Source organism: Kaistella sp. PBT33-4, from assembly GCF_029194425.1.
Taxonomy (GTDB): domain Bacteria; phylum Bacteroidota; class Bacteroidia; order Flavobacteriales; family Weeksellaceae; genus Marnyiella.
The window spans coordinates 372139-393111 of record NZ_JARFYL010000001.1; the positions used below are offsets into that span (position 1 = coordinate 372139).

General features: G+C 43.7%; 21 protein-coding genes and 1 pseudogene. 18 read left to right on the forward strand and 4 right to left on the reverse strand.

The features are described from left to right. On the reverse strand, positions 1–714 hold the full coding sequence (locus P0M11_RS01765; RefSeq protein WP_275624177.1) for a CDP-alcohol phosphatidyltransferase family protein: 714 nt from the start codon (positions 712–714) through the stop codon (positions 1–3). Positions 715–806: 92 nt separating this feature from the next. On the opposite strand from P0M11_RS01765, the gene P0M11_RS01770 reads away from it, so the two are divergent. The 9 genes from P0M11_RS01770 (at position 807) to P0M11_RS01810 (ending at position 11492) form a co-directional block, all read left to right on the forward strand. Continuing rightward, positions 807–2735, forward strand: a complete 1929-nt coding sequence (locus P0M11_RS01770; RefSeq protein WP_275624178.1) for an alkaline phosphatase family protein — start codon at positions 807–809, stop codon at positions 2733–2735. A 97-nt stretch (positions 2736–2832) separates the two neighbouring features. Further along, positions 2833–3252, forward strand: a complete 420-nt coding sequence (locus P0M11_RS01775; protein WP_275624179.1) for a DUF2147 domain-containing protein — start codon at positions 2833–2835, stop codon at positions 3250–3252. Between the two features lie 106 nt (positions 3253–3358). Then, positions 3359–4342 carry a pyruvate dehydrogenase complex E1 component subunit beta gene (locus P0M11_RS01780; RefSeq protein ID WP_275624180.1) on the forward strand — a complete coding sequence of 328 codons (984 nt, stop codon included), beginning with the start codon at positions 3359–3361 and terminating at the stop codon, positions 4340–4342. A 96-nt stretch (positions 4343–4438) separates the two neighbouring features. After that, the gene (locus P0M11_RS01785; protein WP_275624181.1) at positions 4439–6430 is read left to right on the forward strand and encodes a KUP/HAK/KT family potassium transporter; all 1992 of its coding nucleotides are present in this window, start codon (positions 4439–4441) and stop codon (positions 6428–6430) included. A gap of 69 nt (positions 6431–6499) precedes the next feature. Further along, positions 6500–6973 carry a transcriptional repressor gene (locus P0M11_RS01790; RefSeq protein ID WP_158065461.1) on the forward strand — a complete coding sequence of 158 codons (474 nt, stop codon included), beginning with the start codon at positions 6500–6502 and terminating at the stop codon, positions 6971–6973. Continuing rightward, on the forward strand, positions 6973–8706 hold the full coding sequence (locus tag P0M11_RS01795; protein WP_275624182.1) for an OstA-like protein: 1734 nt from the start codon (positions 6973–6975) through the stop codon (positions 8704–8706). Before P0M11_RS01790 ends, P0M11_RS01795 begins: the two co-directional genes overlap by 1 nt. Before the next feature lie 269 nt (positions 8707–8975). Further along, positions 8976–10151, forward strand: coding sequence for an aspartate aminotransferase family protein (locus tag P0M11_RS01800; RefSeq protein ID WP_275624183.1), 1176 nt, complete (start codon positions 8976–8978; stop codon positions 10149–10151). 75 nt (positions 10152–10226) lie between these two features. Continuing rightward, a complete protein-coding gene (locus tag P0M11_RS01805) occupies positions 10227–10613 on the forward strand; it encodes an START-like domain-containing protein (protein ID WP_158064708.1) in 387 nt (128 codons plus the stop codon). 69 nt (positions 10614–10682) lie between these two features. After that, positions 10683–11492, forward strand: coding sequence for an aminotransferase class IV (locus P0M11_RS01810; protein ID WP_275624184.1), 810 nt, complete (start codon positions 10683–10685; stop codon positions 11490–11492). Between the two features lie 134 nt (positions 11493–11626). On the opposite strand, the gene P0M11_RS01815 is transcribed toward P0M11_RS01810, so the two are convergent. Continuing rightward, positions 11627–12172, reverse strand: coding sequence for a YqgE/AlgH family protein (locus P0M11_RS01815; RefSeq protein ID WP_275624185.1), 546 nt, complete (start codon positions 12170–12172; stop codon positions 11627–11629). A 46-nt stretch (positions 12173–12218) separates the two neighbouring features. On the opposite strand from P0M11_RS01815, the gene pdxH reads away from it, so the two are divergent. Next, entirely contained in the window at positions 12219–12863 is a 645-nt protein-coding gene (gene pdxH, locus P0M11_RS01820) for a pyridoxamine 5'-phosphate oxidase (protein ID WP_275624186.1), read from the forward strand. A 70-nt stretch (positions 12864–12933) separates the two neighbouring features. Here pdxH and P0M11_RS01825 read toward each other — a convergent pair whose 3' ends face one another. Then, a complete protein-coding gene (locus P0M11_RS01825) occupies positions 12934–13218 on the reverse strand; it encodes an HU family DNA-binding protein (RefSeq protein WP_158064704.1) in 285 nt (94 codons plus the stop codon). A 399-nt stretch (positions 13219–13617) separates the two neighbouring features. On the opposite strand from P0M11_RS01825, the gene panD reads away from it, so the two are divergent. Together panD and P0M11_RS01835 are read left to right on the forward strand one after the other, a co-directional pair. Next, on the forward strand, positions 13618–13968 hold the full coding sequence (panD, locus tag P0M11_RS01830; protein WP_158064703.1) for an aspartate 1-decarboxylase: 351 nt from the start codon (positions 13618–13620) through the stop codon (positions 13966–13968). A gap of 42 nt (positions 13969–14010) precedes the next feature. Further along, complete coding sequence (locus P0M11_RS01835) at positions 14011–15042, forward strand: lysylphosphatidylglycerol synthase transmembrane domain-containing protein (RefSeq protein WP_275624385.1); 1032 nt, start codon at positions 14011–14013, stop codon at positions 15040–15042. 53 nt (positions 15043–15095) lie between these two features. Here the strand turns inward: P0M11_RS01835 and P0M11_RS01840 are convergent, their stop codons facing one another. Next, positions 15096–17111, reverse strand: coding sequence for a M3 family metallopeptidase (locus P0M11_RS01840; RefSeq protein ID WP_275624187.1), 2016 nt, complete (start codon positions 17109–17111; stop codon positions 15096–15098). Positions 17112–17214: 103 nt separating this feature from the next. On the opposite strand from P0M11_RS01840, the gene P0M11_RS01845 reads away from it, so the two are divergent. The 6 genes and pseudogenes from P0M11_RS01845 to rimM all read left to right on the forward strand — a co-directional run bounded on the left by P0M11_RS01845 (position 17215) and on the right by rimM (position 20896). After that, a complete protein-coding gene (locus tag P0M11_RS01845; protein WP_275624188.1) occupies positions 17215–17733 on the forward strand; it encodes an SRPBCC family protein in 519 nt (172 codons plus the stop codon). Between the two features lie 69 nt (positions 17734–17802). Next, positions 17803–18252: a copper resistance protein CopD gene (locus tag P0M11_RS01850; RefSeq protein WP_275624189.1), complete on the forward strand. Its 450-nt coding sequence runs from the start codon at positions 17803–17805 to the stop codon at positions 18250–18252. 87 nt (positions 18253–18339) lie between these two features. Continuing rightward, a complete protein-coding gene (locus P0M11_RS01855) occupies positions 18340–18789 on the forward strand; it encodes a hypothetical protein (protein ID WP_275624190.1) in 450 nt (149 codons plus the stop codon). Positions 18790–18853: 64 nt separating this feature from the next. Next, on the forward strand, positions 18854–19384 hold the full coding sequence (locus P0M11_RS01860) for a nitroreductase (RefSeq protein ID WP_275624191.1): 531 nt from the start codon (positions 18854–18856) through the stop codon (positions 19382–19384). Positions 19385–19478: 94 nt separating this feature from the next. Further along, positions 19479–20045 (forward strand): annotated as a pseudogene (locus tag P0M11_RS01865) (30S ribosomal protein S16); the annotation flags it as partial. Positions 20046–20353: 308 nt separating this feature from the next. After that, positions 20354–20896, forward strand: coding sequence for a ribosome maturation factor RimM (gene rimM, locus P0M11_RS01870; RefSeq protein WP_275624192.1), 543 nt, complete (start codon positions 20354–20356; stop codon positions 20894–20896). Positions 20897–20973 lie beyond the last annotated feature (77 nt).

A 20973-nucleotide genomic window follows, 5' to 3' on the forward strand; every position in this document is an offset into this window, starting at 1 on the left:
TTATCTAAGCTGTTTCTGAAATATAAGGGATATCACCATATAATATACTACCGCCAGCGGAATACCCACGGTTCCAAATACCGCAAGCAGCAGAATCCCCCCAATGAGTAATGCGATCTTGGGATAATTGTCTGCCGGTTTCATCGATTTAAACTTCATGGCAATCATCTTCAGCGGACTCACAAGCAGCCACGACGAAAGTGCGGTGAGGAGCAGAAGCAGCATTGGGTTTTCAAAAAGAAAACTGAAACTGCCATTTTCCATATTGGCATAATAAAGTCCCAGGATCAGTACCGTGTTGGAGGGTGTGTTAAGTCCTTTGAAATAATATTTCTGCTCATCATCAATATTGAAAATAGCCAGGCGCAGGCAGGAGAAGACAGTGATGAAGAAAGCCAGATACTTAATTTCAAACGGCAGCATCAGCCCCATAAAATCGTAGCCAAACGATTCCAGTGCTTTGTACATCACCACACCCGGGAGGAACCCGAAGCTCACCATATCCGCAAGGCTGTCCAGCTGGCCACCCAAATTGGAGGCCGTCTTGGTGAGCCTGGCAATGAAGCCGTCGAAAAAATCAAGTACAAGGCTGATGATGATGCAGACCGCCGCATTACCGTAATTTCCTTCCAGCAACTGGATTACTCCTATGGAACCCGAAAAAAGATTCCCAAGCGTAAAGATGTTAGCCAGGTTTGTTCTTAGAAAACTCATATCCGCAAAAATAAGCTTTTTATCCGGTTGCGTTCTTTTTCCCCGCGATTTGCAGTCTGTCTTGAATGTTAATTTAATGTAAATTTGCCGCTATGAAATTTTTCAGGGAATTCAGGTCCGGGGAAGTGCTGGTACTGGCTTACAGGCTTCTGCTTGTGTATTTCTTTTATCAGGTGGCACGCGTGCTTTTCTGGTTTTATAACAAGGATCTTATTAAAGTAGACAGTTTTTATGATTATCTTAATATTGCTTACCGAGGTTTTGCTTTCGATACCACAGCTATTCTGTACGTCAATGCACTGTTTATCCTGCTGAGCCTTTTTCCGCTGGTAATTAATACCAAAGTTTACTATCAGAAAATGCTGTTCTGGGTATATTTCATTACCAATGGAATTGCTTACGGAATGAATTTCGGCGATTTTATATATTACCGTTTCAGTCAGGCAAGGCTAACCACAGCGGCCATGCATGTGGCACAGCATGAGACCAACCTGATGAAGGTGTTTTTTGTCTCTGTGCTTCAGAATCCTTCAGTTCTTGTATTATTTGCATTACTGATGGCACTTTGGGTTTGGCTTTACCGTAAAGTCAGGATCGCAGTGCGCAAACCTGTGAAGCTGATTCCTTATTTCCTTCTGTCCGTTATCGTATTATGTCTCACAGCGGTTTTGGCAGTGGGTGGAATTCGGGGCGACTTCCGGCATTCCACGCGCCCTATCAATCTGGTAGATGCGAACAGACATGTTAAAAATCCTGTTCAGGCCAATCTCGTGCTAAACAGTGTTTTTTCGTTCTTCCGGACACTGGGCAGCAATAACTTCGAACTTGTCAAGTTTGTTGATGACGATTTTATTCAGCAAAATGTTCATCCCTATAAGCAATATTCACGGCAGGTAACCAACCGTCCCAATATCGTGATACTGATTGTAGAGTCTTTCGGGAGGGAATATTCCGGCGCCTTTAACAGGCACAAAAATATCAGTGACTTTGTTTCATATACGCCCTTTGTAGACAGCCTGGCCGCCGAAAGTCTTATTTTTCCGAATTCCTATGCGAACGGGCGTCAGTCTATCCATGGGATGAGCAGTATACTCGCCGGTATTCCAAGTCTTACGGATGCTTTTACAAGTTCCCCATATTCCAACCAGAAAATCCAGAGCATCGTTTCTGTGTGCAACGAACTGGGTTATGATACCTCTTTCTATCACGGTGCTCCCAATGGTTCCATGGGTTTCCAGGGTTTTGCCGGCATATTGGGTTTCAGAGATTATTTTGGAAAGAATGAATACAATAATGACGCAGATTTCGACGGTATGTGGGCGATCTGGGACGAGCCCTTTCTGCAGTATTTTGCCAATAACACGGGCAGAACCCAGCCGTTTATGTCAACAGTGTTCACGGCTTCATCACATCATCCTTTCACTGTTCCCGAAAAATATAAGGATAAGTTCCGCCCCGGCTCCGTAGAGATGCACATCCCGATGCAGTATACGGACATGGCGATCCGGAAATATTTCGATACAGTAAAAAACAAGCCCTGGTTTAAGAATACCATCTTCGTCATAACCGGCGACCATCCCAATAAAGTTCATTATCCCGAGTACGAAAAAATGATGAACCGTTTTGCTGTACCTATCCTGTTTTACTCACCCAATCCGGAATATAGGCTGAAAGGAGTTAATATGGAGCTGGCACAACAGATGGATATTTACCCAACACTGGCCGATCTAATAGGATATAACAGAAAAATCCGGAGCTGGGGCAGGAGCCTGGTATCGGAGCAGCGGTTCGCACCCTTTATCGTAAATTCAGATGCGGTGAGCAACCAGATTATGACCAATGACTATATCTACAGGTTTAACGGCAGGGAAGTGGAGGGAATTTACAATGTTACTGACCTTAATTTGGAGCAGAACCTGAAGGGTACGGTAACTAACAGTAAAACTGCCGCTGGTGAACTTTTGGTGAAGGCCTGGTATCAGGATTATATGGACCGTGTGATCAACCGGAAGCTGAACTAAGGTTTTTATATGAACAGAATAATAAAAAAGTTGGAGCTTAACATTTTTTGATTATTTTTATCAAAAGATAACTCAATACAAAAAATACTTATAGAATATGAAAAAGTTTGCTCTCGCTTTCGCCGCCCTATTCGTGGGTGTCCTTTCTTTTGCACAGATTGAAGGTAAATGGAAAACCATAGACGATGAAACCGGCAAGGCCAAGTCCATTGTCGAGATTACAAAGAATTCAAAAGGCCAGTACATAGGTAAGATCGTGCAGCTGTTGGCCAAGCCCGAAAATAATACCTGTGTGAAATGTACCGACGACCGTAAGAATAAACCTTTAATTGGTCTCGAAATCATTCGCGGACTGAATAAGGACGGCAATGAATTTACAGGTGGAACCATTACGGATCCCAAAAGTGGCAAGACTTATAAATGTACCATTAAAAGGGAAGGCGATAAGCTGAATGTGCGCGGCTACGTAGGCTTTTCACTTATTGGCAGAACCCAGACATGGCATAAAGTAAACTGATCACTTACTGCGTTATAATAATTATACAGGGCACGAGCCCTGTTTTTTTTGTTTAAGGATTCAATAAAAAATCTGTAATTTTGTGCTCTAATAAATTAAAGCAACTATGGCAGAATATACTTTCCGCGAAGTGATTGCGCAGGCAATGAGCGAGGAAATGCGTAAAGACGAATCCATTTTTTTGATGGGTGAAGAGGTGGCAGAATACAACGGAGCTTATAAGGCTTCCAAAGGTATGCTTGATGAATTTGGTGCTAAAAGGGTAATTGATACTCCAATTGCAGAACTCGGTTTTACAGGTATCGCTGTTGGTGCCGCAATGAACGGTAACCGCCCCATCGTGGAATACATGACCTTCAACTTTGCCATGGTAGGTATTGATCAGATTATTAATAATGCAGCCAAGATACGCCAGATGAGTGGTGGCCAGTGGAACTGTCCTATCGTCTTCCGCGGACCTACGGCTTCGGCAGGACAGCTTGGGGCCACCCACAGCCAGGCTTTCGAATCCTGGTATGCCAACTGTCCGGGACTTAAGGTAGTGGTTCCGTCCAACCCTTACGACGCAAAAGGCCTTCTGAAATCTGCTATTCAGGACAATGATCCTGTAATCTTCATGGAGTCCGAGCAGATGTATGGCGACAAGATGGAAATTCCTGAGGAGGAATATTATCTGCCTATAGGAAAAGCTGATATCAAGAGAGAAGGGACGGATGTTACACTGGTTTCCTTCGGAAAGATTATGAAACTGGCCATGCAGGCGGCCGAGGACATGGAAAAAGAAGGTATTTCAGTTGAAGTAATTGATCTTAGAACGGTTCGTCCGCTGGATTATGACACAGTCCTGAACTCTGTGAAAAAAACCAACCGTCTTGTAATTTTGGAAGAAGCGTGGCCATTTGGTTCCGTAGCTACTGAGATTACTTATATGGTACAACAGAAAGCATTTGATTATCTGGATGCACCCATCAAGAGAATAACAACTCCGGATGCACCGGCCCCTTATTCTTCCGCACTTTTTGCAGAATGGTTCCCCAAACTGGAAACCGTGAAAGCCGAAATTAAGAAAGCCATGTACATCAAGGCATAAAATAGATAAAAACTCTCGAAAGAGAGTTTTTTCATTTATAAATAGTCATGAAAACAGGCGGTTAAATAGAATACCTTTGCCGATATTTTTTTTGAAATGGATGCATTAAACGGTGGTCATCATTTTGATCTTAAGAAACTCTCATTTATGGGAGTTTTGGTTTCTCTGGGTATCGTTTTTGGCGATATCGGAACATCTCCGCTGTATGTGATGAAAGCCATCGTGGGTGCGCGCGAGGATTCGGCCACTCTTCCTCTGGATGAATATATCGAAGGTGCGCTCTCCTGCATCATATGGACGCTCACACTGCAGACAACGCTGAAATATGTGATTATTGCACTAAGAGCAGATAATAAGGGTGAAGGAGGAATCCTGGCGCTCTATTCTCTTGTTAAAAAATTCCGGAAGCGCTGGTTGTACCTCATTGCCATTATAGGCGGTGCCACCCTGGTAGCCGACAGTGTAATAACACCTTCGCTCACCGTAATGTCGGCCATAGAAGGGCTCAAGATCTATAATCCCGAAACACCTGTAGTCTTCATCACGTGCGGAATCCTGCTCGTCATTTTCGTGGTGCAGCAATTCGGCACGAGTTTCATAGGTAAATTCTTTGGCCCGGTGATGGTGATCTGGTTCCTGGCACTGGGCATTTTTGGTTCGCTCCACATCTCGGATCACATTGAAATATTCAAATCATTTAATCCGTATTATGCCTATCAGCTTATCACACACTCACCCAGTGCGATTATTATTTTGGGTGCCGTCTTTCTTTGTACTACAGGAGCTGAAGCACTTTATTCAGACCTTGGTCACTGTGGAATAAAGAACATCCGAGTAAGCTGGATCTTCGTAAAGCTGATGCTTATTCTGAATTATTTGGGACAGGGTGCCTGGCTGCTGGACAATATTGATACCGTTCAGGCAAAAGGCCTCAATCCTTTTTTCGCAATCATGCCGGAATACCTTATCCTTCCGGGTGTGGTTCTGGCGTCGGCCGCTGCAATTATTGCAAGTCAGGCAGTAATTACAGGTTCCTTTACCATGTTTACCGAGGCCATGTCGATTAATTTCTGGCCTAACCAAAAGATTGATTATCCATCTGGTGTGAAAGGTCAAATGTACATTCCGCGCATTAACTGGGGTCTGCTACTTATGTGCATCATTGTGGTACTCTATTTTCAGGAGTCCGGGAAAATGGAAGCTGCCTACGGCCTTACCATCACCATAACCATGCTGATGACCACCGTACTGCTGCTGTTCTGGTTGAGGCGGAGACGGGTACATCCTTTACTTATGTTGCTTTTCGGCGGAACTTACCTGTTCATTGAACTTGGTTTTTTCAGTGCGAATGTCATTAAGTTTTTTGAAGGCGGCTGGCTCACCATAGTGCTGGGGGGATTCATCGGCGTGTGTATGTATGCCTGGTACAATGGCCGGCGCATCAAAAACAACTTCATAAAATTTGTAAGTTTTGACAAATATGTCCCGATTATCAAGGAAATGAAGCTGGATGAGACCATCCCGAAATATGCGACCAACCTGGCCTATCTGAGCCGTGCGAAACGTGAAAATGAGATAGAGGCCAAAATCATTTACTCCATCCTTCGCCGCCAGCCAAAACGTGCAGACCATTACTTTATCCTCAATATAGTAAATCAGGAAGATCCTTTCACTTTTAAATACTCGGTGGAGGAAATTGTAGCGGGCACCATTTACCGCGTGAACTTCATGCTGGGTTTCAAGGTAGACCGCAGGATCAATGACTATTTCGATGATGTTTTGAAAGACCTTATGGCAGAAGGGGTGATCCCGTCCCGGAGCAGTCATCCTTCACTGAGGGCACATAATATTCCGCCTGACCTTAAGTATGTGATCATCGATAATACTTACATCAATGATACCTTGCTTACGATCAAAGAAAAAATCACACTCAATATCTACAACTTCGTAAAATATATTGGCAGCGACGATTTCAAGACCTGGGGAGTTTCCCCGCATAATGTGGTCGTAGAGTCGGCGCCTCTCCTGGACCAGGATATTATCGTGAAGAAAATTCAGCAGGTAGAATTTAAAAGGTCCGAAGGCTGATAGCCTACGCTTCCACACTGTATTTCAGAGTCAAAGAAAAAAGTGATAAATTTGCAGCAAACAGCAGCAATGGATTCCGTACAGAAAGAAAAGAATGTAGAACAGATTAAAGATGTACTTAGGCAGTACCTTCAGGAAAAGGGTTTCCGGAATACGCCGGAACGCTACACCATTCTGGAGGAAATCTATACCTTGGACCATCATTTCAATGTCGATGATCTGTATCTGCTGATGATGCAGAAGAAGTATCACGTATCCAAAGCCACGATTTACAATACTATAGAGATTTTTCTGGATGCCGGTCTCATACGCAAGCACCAGTTTGGCGAAAAAACCCTGAGCACTTCCTCCTACGAGAAATCCTATTTTGATAAGCAGCACGATCATCTCGTTATCTACAAGCGCGACTCTGATAAGGAGATTGCCGAAATCATTGAGTTCTGCGATCCCAGGATCCAGGGAATCAAGCAGTCCATTGAGGAAGCATTTGGTGTAAATATTGATTCTCACTCGCTTTACTTCTACGGCACCAAAAAAGATTGATGAAGAAATATTTTGCTGTTTTTCTCTTTGCCTCTGTGCAGCTTCTGGCGCAAATTACCACCAGACCTACGGATCCTCTCGTAAAGGATCCCTTTTTCAGTCAGCAGCAGGCGCAGCAGAAGCAGGGGGAGAAGGTAAAGCTTGTTCACGCCGATTTTGTTAAAAAAGATCCTGCCAAATTTAACGGTAATACTTTCTTTGAAGGTAATGTACAGTTCGATCATCAGGGATCTGTTGTGACCTCCGATTTCGTGATCTGGTATGAAAAGGAGAATTTTGTAAAAGCAGTGGGCAATGTAAAGCTCCGCAATGCCGACGGTTCTGTAATTACCGCCCAGGAAATGGAATATGACGGCAATACGCAGCGCGGTATCGCCAAAAAAGATGTGGTCCTTACTGATCCCAAACAGACCATCCGTACAGAAACCCTGTATTATGACAGGATTTCCAATAAAGCCTATTTCAATACCGGTGGTACCATCACGGACGGTCAGGGAATTATGTATGCAAAATCAGCTACCTATAATATCGCTACAAAACTCATTGACTTTACAGGTAATGTAAAGATTGAAAATAACCAGTATATTGTGGACGGCACCAATATCGTACAGAACCAGAACACCAATGTAGCCACTTTCAACGGTCCTACAACCATTATCAACAGGGATAACCCGTCCAACAGGGTGTACACCGAGAGCGGCACCTATAACCAGAACACAAAGGAAGTTTGGCTCAACAAAAACTCCACGATTTACTATAACAACAAAACCCTGGTCGGAGACAAGATGTACTACAACCAGATTACCGGCTTTGGTACAGCTACGGGAAATGTTACCCTTAACGACCCACAGGAACGCCGCTATATAAAAGGTGGTTATGGCGAAATTTATGAGAAAATCGATTCGGCCATGGTCACGGAAAAAGCTTACGCTGTGAAAATCCTGGAGAATGACTCCATCTACTTTTCGGCAAACCGTATCCTGGCGTATCAGAAAATGGACTCAACGAATATAAAGAAGAGTTTCCTGCGGGCGTACCGTCAGGCCAGGTTCTTTAAATCCAATATACAGTCGCGGTCCGATTCTTTAAGTTTCAACGAAACCGATGGCGTGCTGCACCTCGCGGGCAGCCCAATTGCCTGGAGCGGTGCCAAACAGGTGTCGGGCGATAAGATTGAAGCCTATTTCGATACTGAAAATGAGTACATCGACTCCCTGAAGGTCATCGGGAATGCATTTGCCATCAGTAAAGCCGATTCACTGAACCTAAAAGATGAATTCAACCAAGTGAAGGGTAAGCTGATGACCGTTTACTATAAGGAAAATGAGGTGAATCTGGCCAATGTCATCGGTAATGCGCAGGCCGTCACTTATGCCGACGATGAAAATGAGAAAACGCGTGAAACCGAAAGGATCGGTGTAGCACTTTCGACCTGTGGGATCATCGAAGCCCTTTTTGAAGAGCGCAGAGTACAGATCATTTCCTGCAATATTGGTGCTTTAACAGACATTTATCCCATGAGTAAGATCTCCAAAGAGATGAGGTTTCTGCAGGGTTTCAACTGGAATACCAAAGACCGCCTGCTAAAGTGGCAGGACATTTTTGTGGACACGCCCAATTATGAAGAAGTCCAATATACCGAAGACAACCCACTTTTTGATGCGGCACAGGCCGAAATTGACCGTGCCCGTGCGGCTGAGGAAGCCAAAAAGCCGAAGCGCGTCCGGAGGTAAGGAGTATTATCTTTCTTCTTTGTTCTTTTTTCTTTGCCCTTTGCCTTTTGTCTTTTGTCTCTATTCAGGGCGCCTTTATCCGCCCTCCGTTCCCGCTTTTTTATTCCGCTTTGCTACATAAAAAGAGCTCCACTCAGGTCGGGGCGCGGGTGACTCCTCAGGAACATGTAAGGGTTCCGATCAGATAAAGCTAAATTAGATTTTTCTAACTGAGAACCTTGACAAAGTTGAAACCCCACTCACCCAATCGTTTTTCTTATTTTTGCACCATGCAAAACGATTTCTTTAAATATCAGGCTCAAACCACCCAATTCGCTGCCGGTTTCGAAGTGGAAAAGGCGGAAGGAAGCTATATTTACGGCAAAGACGGCCGGAAATACCTGGATTTTGTGGCCGGAGTTTCTGCCAATACTTTGGGTCATTCGCATCCCAAAATCATTTCAGCCATAAAGGAGCAAACCGATAAATACCTGCACGTCATGGTCTACGGCGAATATGCCCAGGAAATGCCCGTGAAACTCTGCAGGTTGCTGGCTGAATCTACGCCCGAACCCCTCGAAGTTACTTACCTCGTAAACTCAGGTGCAGAAGCGATAGACGGTGCATTAAAACTGGCCAAAAGATATACCGGAAGGGAAGAAATCGTTTCCTTTCACAACTCCTACCACGGGAATACCCACGGTGCCCTCTCTGTTTCCGGTAACGAATACCACAAACGGGAATTCCGGCCGCTGCTTCCTTTAGTAGACTTCATCGGGTTCAACAGGGAAGAAGACCTGCAACTCATCACGGACAAAACCGCCTGTGTTATTCTGGAAACGATACAGGGGGCCGCCGGATTTCTGCTTCCACAGCCAGATTACCTCAGGAAACTGAAATCCCGCTGCGAAGAGGTGGGCGCACTTTTGATCCTGGATGAAATCCAGCCGGGTTTCGGAAGGACAGGTAAACTGTTTGCTTTCGAACACTACGGCATTGTGCCGGACATCCTGGTCATGGGCAAAGGCATGGGCGGCGGTGTACCGGTAGGCGCCTTCATGAGTTCACGCAAAATCATGGAAAGTCTGTCGCACTCGCCGAAATTGGGACATATTACAACCTTTGGCGGAAATCCGCTAATTGCGGCGGCCAGTCATGCTACCTTAAAGGAGGTTCTTGAGAGTGGACTGATGGCTGAGGTCGCCGAAAAGGAAAAACTCTTCCGCGAACTTCTGATTCATCCAAAAATTAAAAACATTAACGGAAAAGGGTTGATGCTGGCGGTAAATCTGGGCGATCCAAAATACACCCTGCAGGTATCAAAACGCTGTATGGAAGAAGGTCTGGTAGTGTTCTGGCAGCTTTACCGCAATGAATACCTCAGGATTTCCCCACCCTTAACTTTAAGTTTTGATGAAATTCGCCTCGGTTGCCAAATAATTATCGACGTTTTGAATGAAGCGTAGAAAAATCATATCCATTCTGTTGCATGGTTGCGTTTTTAATTTATATATTGCGCAACAATAAAAAAAGAGAACAGTATGGCAAAGCAGAAAGTGCAGTACGAATATCCAATGCACTGTCTTTCAGAGATTTTATACGAATATCTTGCGAGTGCCGAAGGGCTTTCCGAGTGGTTTGCCGATGATGTAACTGAGAAGGGAGATGACTTCTATTTCAGCTGGGGCGACGGTCCGGAAGAGAAGGCCACACTGATCCGCTATAAGCCTGAAAGTTTTGTTCGCTTCCGTTGGGAAGAAGACGAGGGCACGAAGAATTTCTTTGAAATGACCATTGTCATTGATGAGATTACAGAAGATCTGTCACTCAATATTACTGATTTCTGTGATCCCGGCGACGAGGAGGAGAACAGGCTGTATTGGGACAACCTGATCGAAAACCTGCAGATTAAGCTGGGCGCAGCATAAAAATATTTAAAATAACTGAAACACTATGGACGAGCGATCGTTCATTTGTTTTTTATAAAATATCCTGTAATGATCCAAAATACTTCAACAGATGGTTTGGGAGAAATGAATGCTAACCGTGCATTCCTGCATGGTGATGCGGTGAAGGTTACTTTTTTTGTACGTAACGGAAAGCTGATTATGGCCGAAGAATGCTATTTTTTTCTGATGGCCTCCATGCGCAAGATGAGGATGAATATACCGCTGAGTTATACCCTGGATTATTTTCAGCATATCCTTTCCGAAATGGCAATGAAACCGGGAACTCAGGATGCCTTCATCCACATGATGGTATACCGCGAAAGTGGACCGGAAAAGCTTGACAAAAGACCCGTATCTTTTCATATCCATGTTGAAGCCAGGGGCGATGTCCTGCAGCTGCGCAACTCAATAGAACTGGACCTCATTAAAGAAATAAGCGTAAACACCCATTTGCTTAGCAATATAAGAGTTCACTGCCCCGAGAATATTTATGCGGAGATTTATGCCCGCGACAATGACCTGGACGATGTTATCCTGCTGAATCCGAACAAACGTATTGCCAGGACCGTGGCGGGAAACCTGCTCTTTCTGGAAGGAAATGTAATTAAAATTCCGAAGCAGTCTGAAGGCGCTTACATCTCTCCCCTTATGGAAAATCTGGTTACCTTCATTCATAAGAACGGACTCGCAGAAATCCGCGAAGAGGAACTGATCGCATTTGAAAGTCAGAAATCGGAAGAAATCCTTATGGTTTCCGATGGGCAGGGACTTCATCCTGTACAGAAGATCAGAAATAAAACCTTTGCTCACGCCCGTTTTGCCCAGATTATTGCTCAATGGCAGAAATCGTTCCTGTAAAAGCTCTGAAATTGACAAACCCGATAACCAACCTTTGTCAGTTACCGGGTTTTATTAATGTGTTACCGATATAACGGCGGGCTTGCCTATAAATTGTATGCGGAATGTAAAATTTTACCTTATTTGCAGCCGTATTAATTCAGTGAGATATTTTGTGGGGCATTAGCCCAGATCAGGAATTCGCCGCCCAGGTTCTGCATGATTTTTTTCCATAGATTATGGTCGTTGGACAGTGTGTAATCCAGGTCATAGATATCAACTACCGTCCAGTATTTTCTCTGTATCTCGCCTTCCAGTTGCAAGGCTGCCCAGCCTGAGTAACCCGAAAATACTTTTACATCGTTTACATTAAGCGTATTGTTCAGCAGCTGCTCAATAACTGTTTCGGTATCTTCGGTCAGATAGTAGTTCTCATTAATCTTAAGGTGAAAATCGTTCGCCGCCTCACCCTTTACAATAAAGAATGTCTTGTCATTTTCAACAGGTCCGCCTTCATATACATCCACATCAAATCCCAGCAGTTGCGCTACTCCGCGGCTTACATCTTCATTTTTTTTATTCAGAATAAGTCCGAAGGCTCCATTTTCACTATGGTCCACCATAAGCACCACTGACCTGGAAAAAATGTCGCCCGACACATCAGGTGTGGATATTAAAATTTTACCTTTGTAGGAATTCATCACATTTTCTTTTTGGAGCTATGCTTCAATCAAAAATAGAAAAAAAATGGAAAACTTACACGATAAAAGAAAAATTTACGACCAGTCTGAATTGCTTGAAAGCCAGATCAGGGAAAACCCAATTGAGCAGTTCCGTGACTGGTTTGTGGATGCAGGCGCACATTCCGCCATCTCTGAAGCCAATGCCATGTCCGTTTCAACGCTGGAGGAAGACGGTTGTCCGCGCACCCGTATGGTCCTGCTGAAGTCCTATACCTGGGAAGGTTTTATTTTCTATACCAACTATAACAGCCGCAAGGGTAAGGCAATTGAGTCCGACAAGCGTGCCTGCCTTCATTTTTTCTGGCCACCGCTGGAGCGGCAGGTAATCATTAAAGCCGAACTGGAAAGACTGCCCGAAAATTTAAGCGACGGTTATTTCGCTTCGCGCCCACGCGGCAGTCAGCTGGGTGCTGTGGTATCCCCACAGAGTGAATTTATACCGGACCGGGAATTTCTGGAGCAGAGACTCAAGGATCTGGAGAAGCAGTATGATGGCAGGGAAATCCCGCGGCCTGAAAACTGGGGTGGCTATATGGCCCGTCCCTATGAAATTGAGTTCTGGCAGGGCAGACCCAACCGTTTGCACGACCGAATTCTCTACAGTTTGGAATCAGATTTCAACTGGAGCATCAAAAGACTTGCTCCCTGAGCAGCAAACCATATATAAAAACGAAAACCTCACCCGAAAGTGAGGTTTATTTATAGTAAATAATCTGAAATTATTTATTTCCGGAAACCGCAGTGGCAAGATCTGCACCAGCTTTGAATTTAGCTACTTTCTTCGCAGCAATATTGATAGGCTTTTTAGTGGCTGGGTTGATACCCTGTCTTGCAGCTCTTTCGGCTACGGAAAAAGTTCCGAATCCTACAAGGGAAACCTTTCCGTCCTTTTGCTGTAAAGTGTTCATTACGTTAGACATAAAAGATTCTAATGCTGCTTTTGCTGCTACTTTGGTGATACCGGCATCGTTTGCCATTGCCTCAATTAATTCAGACTTGTTCATAATTTTAATATTAAAAAGTTAGTAATTTACTTGGTTATATAAGCAAATATAATACAAAATTCAATATGCGCAAATTTTTAAGGATTAATTGAACAGAATTTTATAAAAATATGGCTATATATTAAAAAATGATAATTGGGGTTGGAACGGTTTATCAGCACTTGCAGAAACTGCAATTCATACTATCCCCTTTATTTATCATGTTTTTTTCAATTCAGAGGTTTTGTGATGCAATTTATGAATTCGTAAAACATATTAATTTTTAACCTTTTGAGGTTAAACATCATTCAAATGAAGGTCAAATTATTGAGTTTCATCCACCGGCAGCGTGTTTCAGGCGTAATTGTACTCAGGTCTTGTACATTCAGTTATGTTGATAATTATTAATAAATTTGCAGAATGCTTATTGAAGTTTTTAAATCCAAGATCCACCGGGTTAGGGTTACCGAATCTGATCTAAATTATATAGGAAGCATCACGATTGACGAAGATTTACTGGAAGCCTCCGGCATTATGGTGGGCGAAAGGGTATATATCGTGAATGTAAACAACGGTGAAAGGTTCGATACCTATGCCATAAAGGGAAAAAGAAAATCCGGCGAGGTGTGCCTGAACGGGCCCGCTGCAAGACGTGTACAGCGTGGTGATATTATCATCATCATTGCTTATGCCCAAATGACGCCCGAGGAAGCGCGTGACTTCCAGCCCAAAATTGTGTTTCCGGACGAGAATACCAACCTCCTAACCTAATCCTGTCCATTGGAAACAACCAACAAGAAAAATCCTCTGAAAATGATTCTGACCATTGCCCTCTCGCTGGCAGTGGCTGTTTTTTTTATGTGGCTGGCATTTCGGGGCCTTAACTTCGCTGAGATTAAAGGTTATTTTGCCAAAGCGAATTACTTTTGGGTAGCCGTTGCTGCTGTTTTTGGAATTTTAGCCTATTGGTTCCGTGCCATCCGCTGGAATTTGCTGCTTGAACCCATGGGTTACCGGATTTCTAATTCCAACTCACTTTGGACCATTTCTTTCGGGTATCTTATGAATCTCACCATCCCGCGCAGCGGCGAGCTGGCCAGATCTACCGCTTTGTACGGCGTTGAGCAGGTTCCCGTAGATAAATCATTCGGTACCATCATCCTGGAACGTATTGTAGACCTTATCTGTATGATGGGTTTCCTGCTGCTTACTCTTGTTTTTAAATACGAGGCCATACTTGCGTTTTTCAACCACGTTACCCAGAGCAATGACAGTTCGGCCCAATCCTCCAACTTCTGGCTTTGGCTAATATTGACGGTGGGGATTACAGGTGCGGTTTTATTCTTCGTCCTGAGGTCCAGACTGGAGAAAATCTCACTTCTCGGAAAGATTTATAAAATTGTGGATGGTCTGTTGCAGGGCATAACATCAATTTTCCACCTGAAGCAGCCGATTCGTTTCTTCTTATATTCATTTGGCATCTGGATCTGCTATTTTCTGGCTGCTTACCTGGTGTGTTTCTCTCTGCCTGAAACCTCGGCATTTTCTGTGGCTGACGGGTTTTTCATCATAGTAGTTGGTACTTTGGGCATGATGATTCCGGCCTCGGGGGGTATCGGTGCATTCCATTTCGCGCTTAAGATTGGAATTGGCGCACTGTTTCTTTCGGAAGGCAAATCCTTTGAGGAAGGTGCTGCAGTAGGTTTAGCGTATGCCTTTATTTCACACACCATGCAGCTGGTCATTATGGCTGTCATGGGTTTTGTCTCACTTCCTGTGCTGGCAAAAAGCAGGAGTGAGGCCCTTCGTAAAAGAACTTTAAATACAGCCGAAAAGTCTAGTTGATATTCGGCCATATATAAAAGATGGAAGAGACGGCGGCTGCCGTCTCTTCTTATTTATCCGAAAGCGCGCTTAAGTAAACTTTCAACCTTGGGTTCACTTCCGCGGAATTCCTTGTAGAGTTCCATGGGATCCTTGGTCCCGCCGGCTGCCAGTAAACGTCGGTACCTGGCTGCAGTTTCAGGGTTGAAGATTCCGTTTTCCTTAAAATACTGAAATGCATCCGCATCCAGCACTTCGGCCCATTTGTAAGAATAGTATCCTGCCGAATATCCGCCTTGGAAAATATGGGAGAAACTTGGACTTGTTGCGGTATCAGGATTTGCAGGGTATAGACTGGTGCCTTCGGTTTCCTTCACCTCAAACGTCTTTACGTCACCAATCTTATCAGCTGTACTGTGATAGGCCATATCCAGTTTACCCAGGCCAATCTGTCTTAGGGTCTGGTATCCTTCCATAAAATTCTTGGAGTCAGAAATTTTCTGGATTTTATCATCCGGCAGTGTCTCGCGCGTTTTATAATGTATGGCGAAGGTTTTCAGAAAGTCAGGTTCATAGCAGAAGTTCTCCAGGAACTGGGAAGGCAGTTCCACAAAATCCCATTTTACATTGGTGCCGGATAAGTTGGGGTAGGTGGTATCGGCCAAAATGCCGTGCAGCGCATGACCAAATTCATGAAAAAGGGTCGTAACTTCCTGGAAGGTGAGCAGGCTTGGTGTATCTGCACTTGGTTTCGAAAAGTTGCACACAACAGAAATATGCGGTCTGATATTTTCACCGTTTTGTCGGTACTGATTTCTGAAACTGGTCATCCAGGCGCCGGCCCTTTTTCCTTTTCTGGGAAAATAGTCGGTATAAAGCAGCGCCTTAAATTGGCTGTTTTCAAATATCTCATAGGTTTTTACCTCCTCATGATATTTTTGGATCTCGAGGGATTCCTTAAATTCCAGTCCGAAGAGTTTTTTAGCCAATGTAAATACTGCCTCCTCCACTTTTTCCAACTGGAAGTAAGGTTTCAGCTCCTCATCATCAATATCGAATTTCTTTTTCCTGAGTTTTTCTGCATAATAACTGTGGTCATAACTATGCATTTGGTCTATGCCGTCAGCTTTTGCCATCTCCTGCAGTTCCGCAATTTCTTTCTCAGCATAAGGTCTTGCTTTTTCCATAAGCTCATTCAGGAAATTGAGTACCTGGTCCGGCGATTTAGCCATCCTTTCCTCCAGTACAAATTCTGAGTAGTTGCTATATCCCAGCAACTTTGCCTTCTCCTGCTTCAGAGATACCATTTCGCGGATGAGTTCTTGATTGTCGAATTCATTATTGTTAAAGGATTTCTTTCCGTAGGCGTCAGCGAGTTCTTTTCTCAGTTCACGGTTTTCCGCATACGTCATGGCGGGCAGATAGCTTGGGATGTGCAGCGTGATCACATAGCCTTCCAGTCCCCTGGATTTTGCCTCTTCACGGTACTGTTCCAGAATGGCTTCCGGAAGGCCTTTCAACTCCTTTTTATCTGTGATGTGCCTGAAATAGTTATTTGTTTCAGCCAATACATTCTGTCCGAACTGCAGTGATTTTTTGGAAAGTTCAATGCTTATTTCTTTAAATCTTTCCTTATCCTCACCATTCAGCAAGGCACCGCTGCGCACGAATCCTTTATACGTCTCGCTGAGAAGCATTTGTTGTTCTCCGCTCAGTTGATATTTGTCCTGCTCGTCATACACCTTTTTAATTTTTTCAAAAAGGACCTCATTCTGCGATATTCTTGCGGAATATTCCGTAAGCAGAGGTGAAACTTCCTGAGCGATTTTTTGGATTTCGTCATTGGTCTCGGCGGAATTCAGATTGAAAAAAATGCCTGAAACTACATCCAGTTGTTGTCCGGAGTACGACAGTGCTTCAATTACGTTTTCAAAAGTGGGCTCAGCTTCGTTATTGACGATAGCATCAATTTCCTTTTCCGAAACCTTAATAAGCTCACGGAAAGCAGGTAAAAAATGTTCTTCTTTTATTTCGGAAAAAGGTGCGGAGGAATGTATAGTTTGAAAGGGTTGTAACAAAGGATTACTCATTGTAAAATAGTGGATTTATTCAGATTTGAGCAGGTATCCACCTGCTTGGTGAGGTAAAAATACTCAAAATATTAATTTTATATTTGTGTAAAACTAAACAATCATGAAAACTTTACTGAAAATCATCGTAGCCATCGTAATTGTATTGCTTATCGCCATGTTTGCTGTTGGCAAGGATTATCACTTTGAAAAATCGATTGTCATTAACGCGCCTGCCGACAAAGTGTACCAGAATATCAGTTCGATGAAAGCTTTTAACCAGTGGAACCCCTGGATGAAGCTGGATCCGAATATGAAAATTGATTATTCCGGGAACAGCGGTCAGGTAGGTGATCAGTATTGCTGGGACGGAAACGATGATGCAGGTGCCGGCTGTCATATCATTACGGCATTGGTGCCCAATAAGAAACAGAGCGCCAAGATGCTTTTTACCAGACCTTTTGAAAGTGATGCTACTTCTAATATTGTATTGACCCCTCAGGGTAATAGCACAAAAGTGACCTGGGATATGGACTGCGAATTCGATTATCCTATGAACCTAATGACGGTGTTTATGGACGGCCAGATGGACAAGTCCTATGGTGAAGGTCTTGCAGCTCTGAAGGCGCTTTCGGAAAAATAATCAACAGGACCGTAAGTATGACTGTGGTCATAGATTTTTCGGTATTGCGGCCTCTATTTTTGCAGTAATATGTCACATCACTTACTTTTGGTATTACATCTTTTGGGTGCCGCTATATGGGTGGGCGGTCATCTCGTACTCGCGCTGGGGATTTTGCCGGAAGTGCTGAGGAATCGTGATCCTGAAATCCTGCTCTCCTTTGAGAAGAAATACGAAAAAATTGGAATTCCCGCGCTGCTGGTAATGGTGATCACCGGCGTCTGGATGGCTTACGATTTCGGGGTGGATTTTACGCAATGGTTTCACTTCACCAATCCTGTTGAATCTGCTGTTTCCGTTAAGTTGATTCTGCTTTTCAGCACCTTACTATTCGCCTTGAGTGCCAATGTTTTTGTGCTGCCTAAACTGAGTGCCCGTACCTTGCCGTTAATGGCTTTTCATATCATCAGTGTTACGGTTATAGGCATCTTCATGCTCATTGTAGGAAGCTTCTTCCGCTACGGGGGCTTGAGCATTTAAAATAAAAATGCATATTTTTTGTTTAGAAAGCATTAGTTTTAACCTGCAACATTCAGCTGGAAGCAAGTTGCAGCATTGTTGTTTTATATGCAGAAGGCTCTCTATAATAAAAATGATTTGCGGACGTATGTGCAGGAAATGCTTTCAGGTAAGGTAAAGACGCTGGAGTTTTATCTTAATTTCACACTGGAAGCCAGCCGCGACATCAAAAAAACCAGTAAGTACGACTCGATTCGGGAAGAAATACAGAGTGAGATTTACCATTTGGACCGTCAGATGGCCGCGCTTAAAAATATGCAGCGTGAAATGCAGCGTGTTCCAGATAAAAAGACCGACTCAGCAGTTGTGGGCTCGCTGGTCATAACGAATAAGGCCAGGTTCTATATTTCGGTCTCACTAGGCGAGTTCTTTTTTGAAGGAGACCGGTTTTACGCCATCTCCGAAATAAGTCCAATGGCGCAAATTATGAAAGGGAAAAGGGCGGGTGATGAATTTACCCTCAATAAAATTCACCAAAGGATAGAAGAAATTTTTTAAAATTCGGTTTCACTTCATATCCTATATCAACAGCGGGACATTAAAAGTTCATTATTTTTGTCTGATGGATAAAAGTCAGATATTAAAAGAAATCATCGAATCACGGAAGAGCACTTTTCCAAGAGATTACACAGGGGAAGGTCTTGCACCGGAAGTGCTGAAGGCTATATTGGATTCGGCGCAGTTCGTTCCCAACCATAAAAGGACGAGGCCCTGGCGTTTCCGGGTTTTTACGGGTGCACAAAAAGATGAGCTTGGTGCCACCCTTGCCGGAATATACCGTGATACCACGCCACCTGCGGTCTTCCTTCAGAAAAAATACGAAGATATTCCTGCCAAAGCAGGTAAGGCCGGGGCCATTATCAGTATTTCGGTTGCATTCAGCGGTCTGGTGCCCGAGTGGGAAGAAATTGCCGCTGTAGCTATGGGGGTGCAGAATATGTATCTGACCTGTACTGCTGCAAATGTAGGCTGTTACTGGAGTTCGCCGGGTCTCATCAAATATCTGGACGGCTATTTGGGTCTCGCTGAGAACGAAAAATGTTATGGTCTTTTTTATTTGGGTGCCCTGAAATCTGAACTGGATGAAATTTGATTTTTTTTCAAGTGTAAGGGTTCAATTCCATAAAATTGGTTATCTTTGCGCACTTAATATTTAACGGGACGAGTTCCCACAAAATCAAACTTTTATGTCAGTAAAAATCAGATTACAAAGACACGGTAAAAAAGGAAAGCCTTTTTTCCACATCGTAGTTGCCGATGCAAGAGCAAAAAGAGACGGTAGATTCATCGAGAAAATCGGTACGTACAACCCAATTACCAACCCAGCAACCATTGAACTGAATGTTGATGCGGCTGTAAAGTGGTTGAACAATGGTGCTCAGCCTACGGATACTGCAAGAGCGATCCTTTCTTACAAAGGTGCACTTTACAAAAAACACCTTATGGGTGGTGTAGCAAAAGGTGCTTTTGACGAAGCTGAAGCAGAGAAGAGATTTGGTGCCTGGTTGGAGACTAAAGAAAAGCAGGTAAGCGGTAAAACTGATGATTTGGCAAAATCTAAAGCAGATGCCAAGAAAGCAGCTTTGGAAGCAGAAGTTAAAGTAAATCAGGCAAGAATTGATGCAGCAGCGAAAGTTGAGGCAGATGCAAAAGCTGAAGCTGAGGCAAAACTTGCCGAAGAAAAAGCAGCGGCTGATGCGAAAGCAGCTGAGGAAAAAGCAGCTGAAGATGCTAAAAACGCTGAAACAACAGAAGAAACTACTGAAAAATCAGTTGTTGAAAATGTAGCAGAAACAATTGGTGGTGCTGCGGCAGCAGTAGCTGGCGCTGTAGATTCCGTAAAGGAAACTGTAGCAAACGTTACTGAGAAAATTGCTGATGCAGTTGCTCCTAAGAAAGAAGACGGTGAAGCTGCAGATGAAGCTAAAGCTTAATCTACCTCACTGTATAAATTACGGAAGACGCCTGTTTGGCGTCTTTTTTATTTAAAGAGTATATTTGCAAATCTGCATGCAAACCGTGGGCCCCAAACCCGCGCCACAGCTGATCCTAATAAATCAACATGAAAAAAGAAGACTGTTATTACCTGGGAAAAATCACCAGGACACACGGACTGGCCGGAAATGTAATTCTGAAACTGGATACCGACCAGCCAAATCATTATAATAAGCTGGACGGCGTTTTTGTAGAAGTAAACGGACTGCTTGTTCCCTTTTTTGTAGAAAAACAGCAATGGAGCCGCGATAACACAAAGATTGTTTTCTTTAAAAACGCCAACCTTGCCATGGCAGAACAGCTGGTAAACAAGAACGTTTTTATGCCTTTATCCACACTTCCGGAACTTTCCGGAAACCAGTTTTATTATCACGAAGTCCTTGGTTTTGAAATCCGAGACGAAGAAGGAAACTCCTGCGGAACCATAAAGGAAATTAACGATCAGATTGCCCAGCATTATTTTATTCTTGATCTGGACGGTAAGGAAGTCATTATTCCCGTGATCAAAGACTGGATATTGAGTGTAAACCGTGCTGATAAAGTAATTACGATGCAGCTTCCGGAAGGTTTGCTGGAAGTATATACTACACCTGCAGTGAAAGATGAATGATAAACCGTGCCGAAGCTCACGATACTGATTTCGGAGGTACCGCATTAAACAATCAGGCTCCTTCGGCCTGCAAAAAT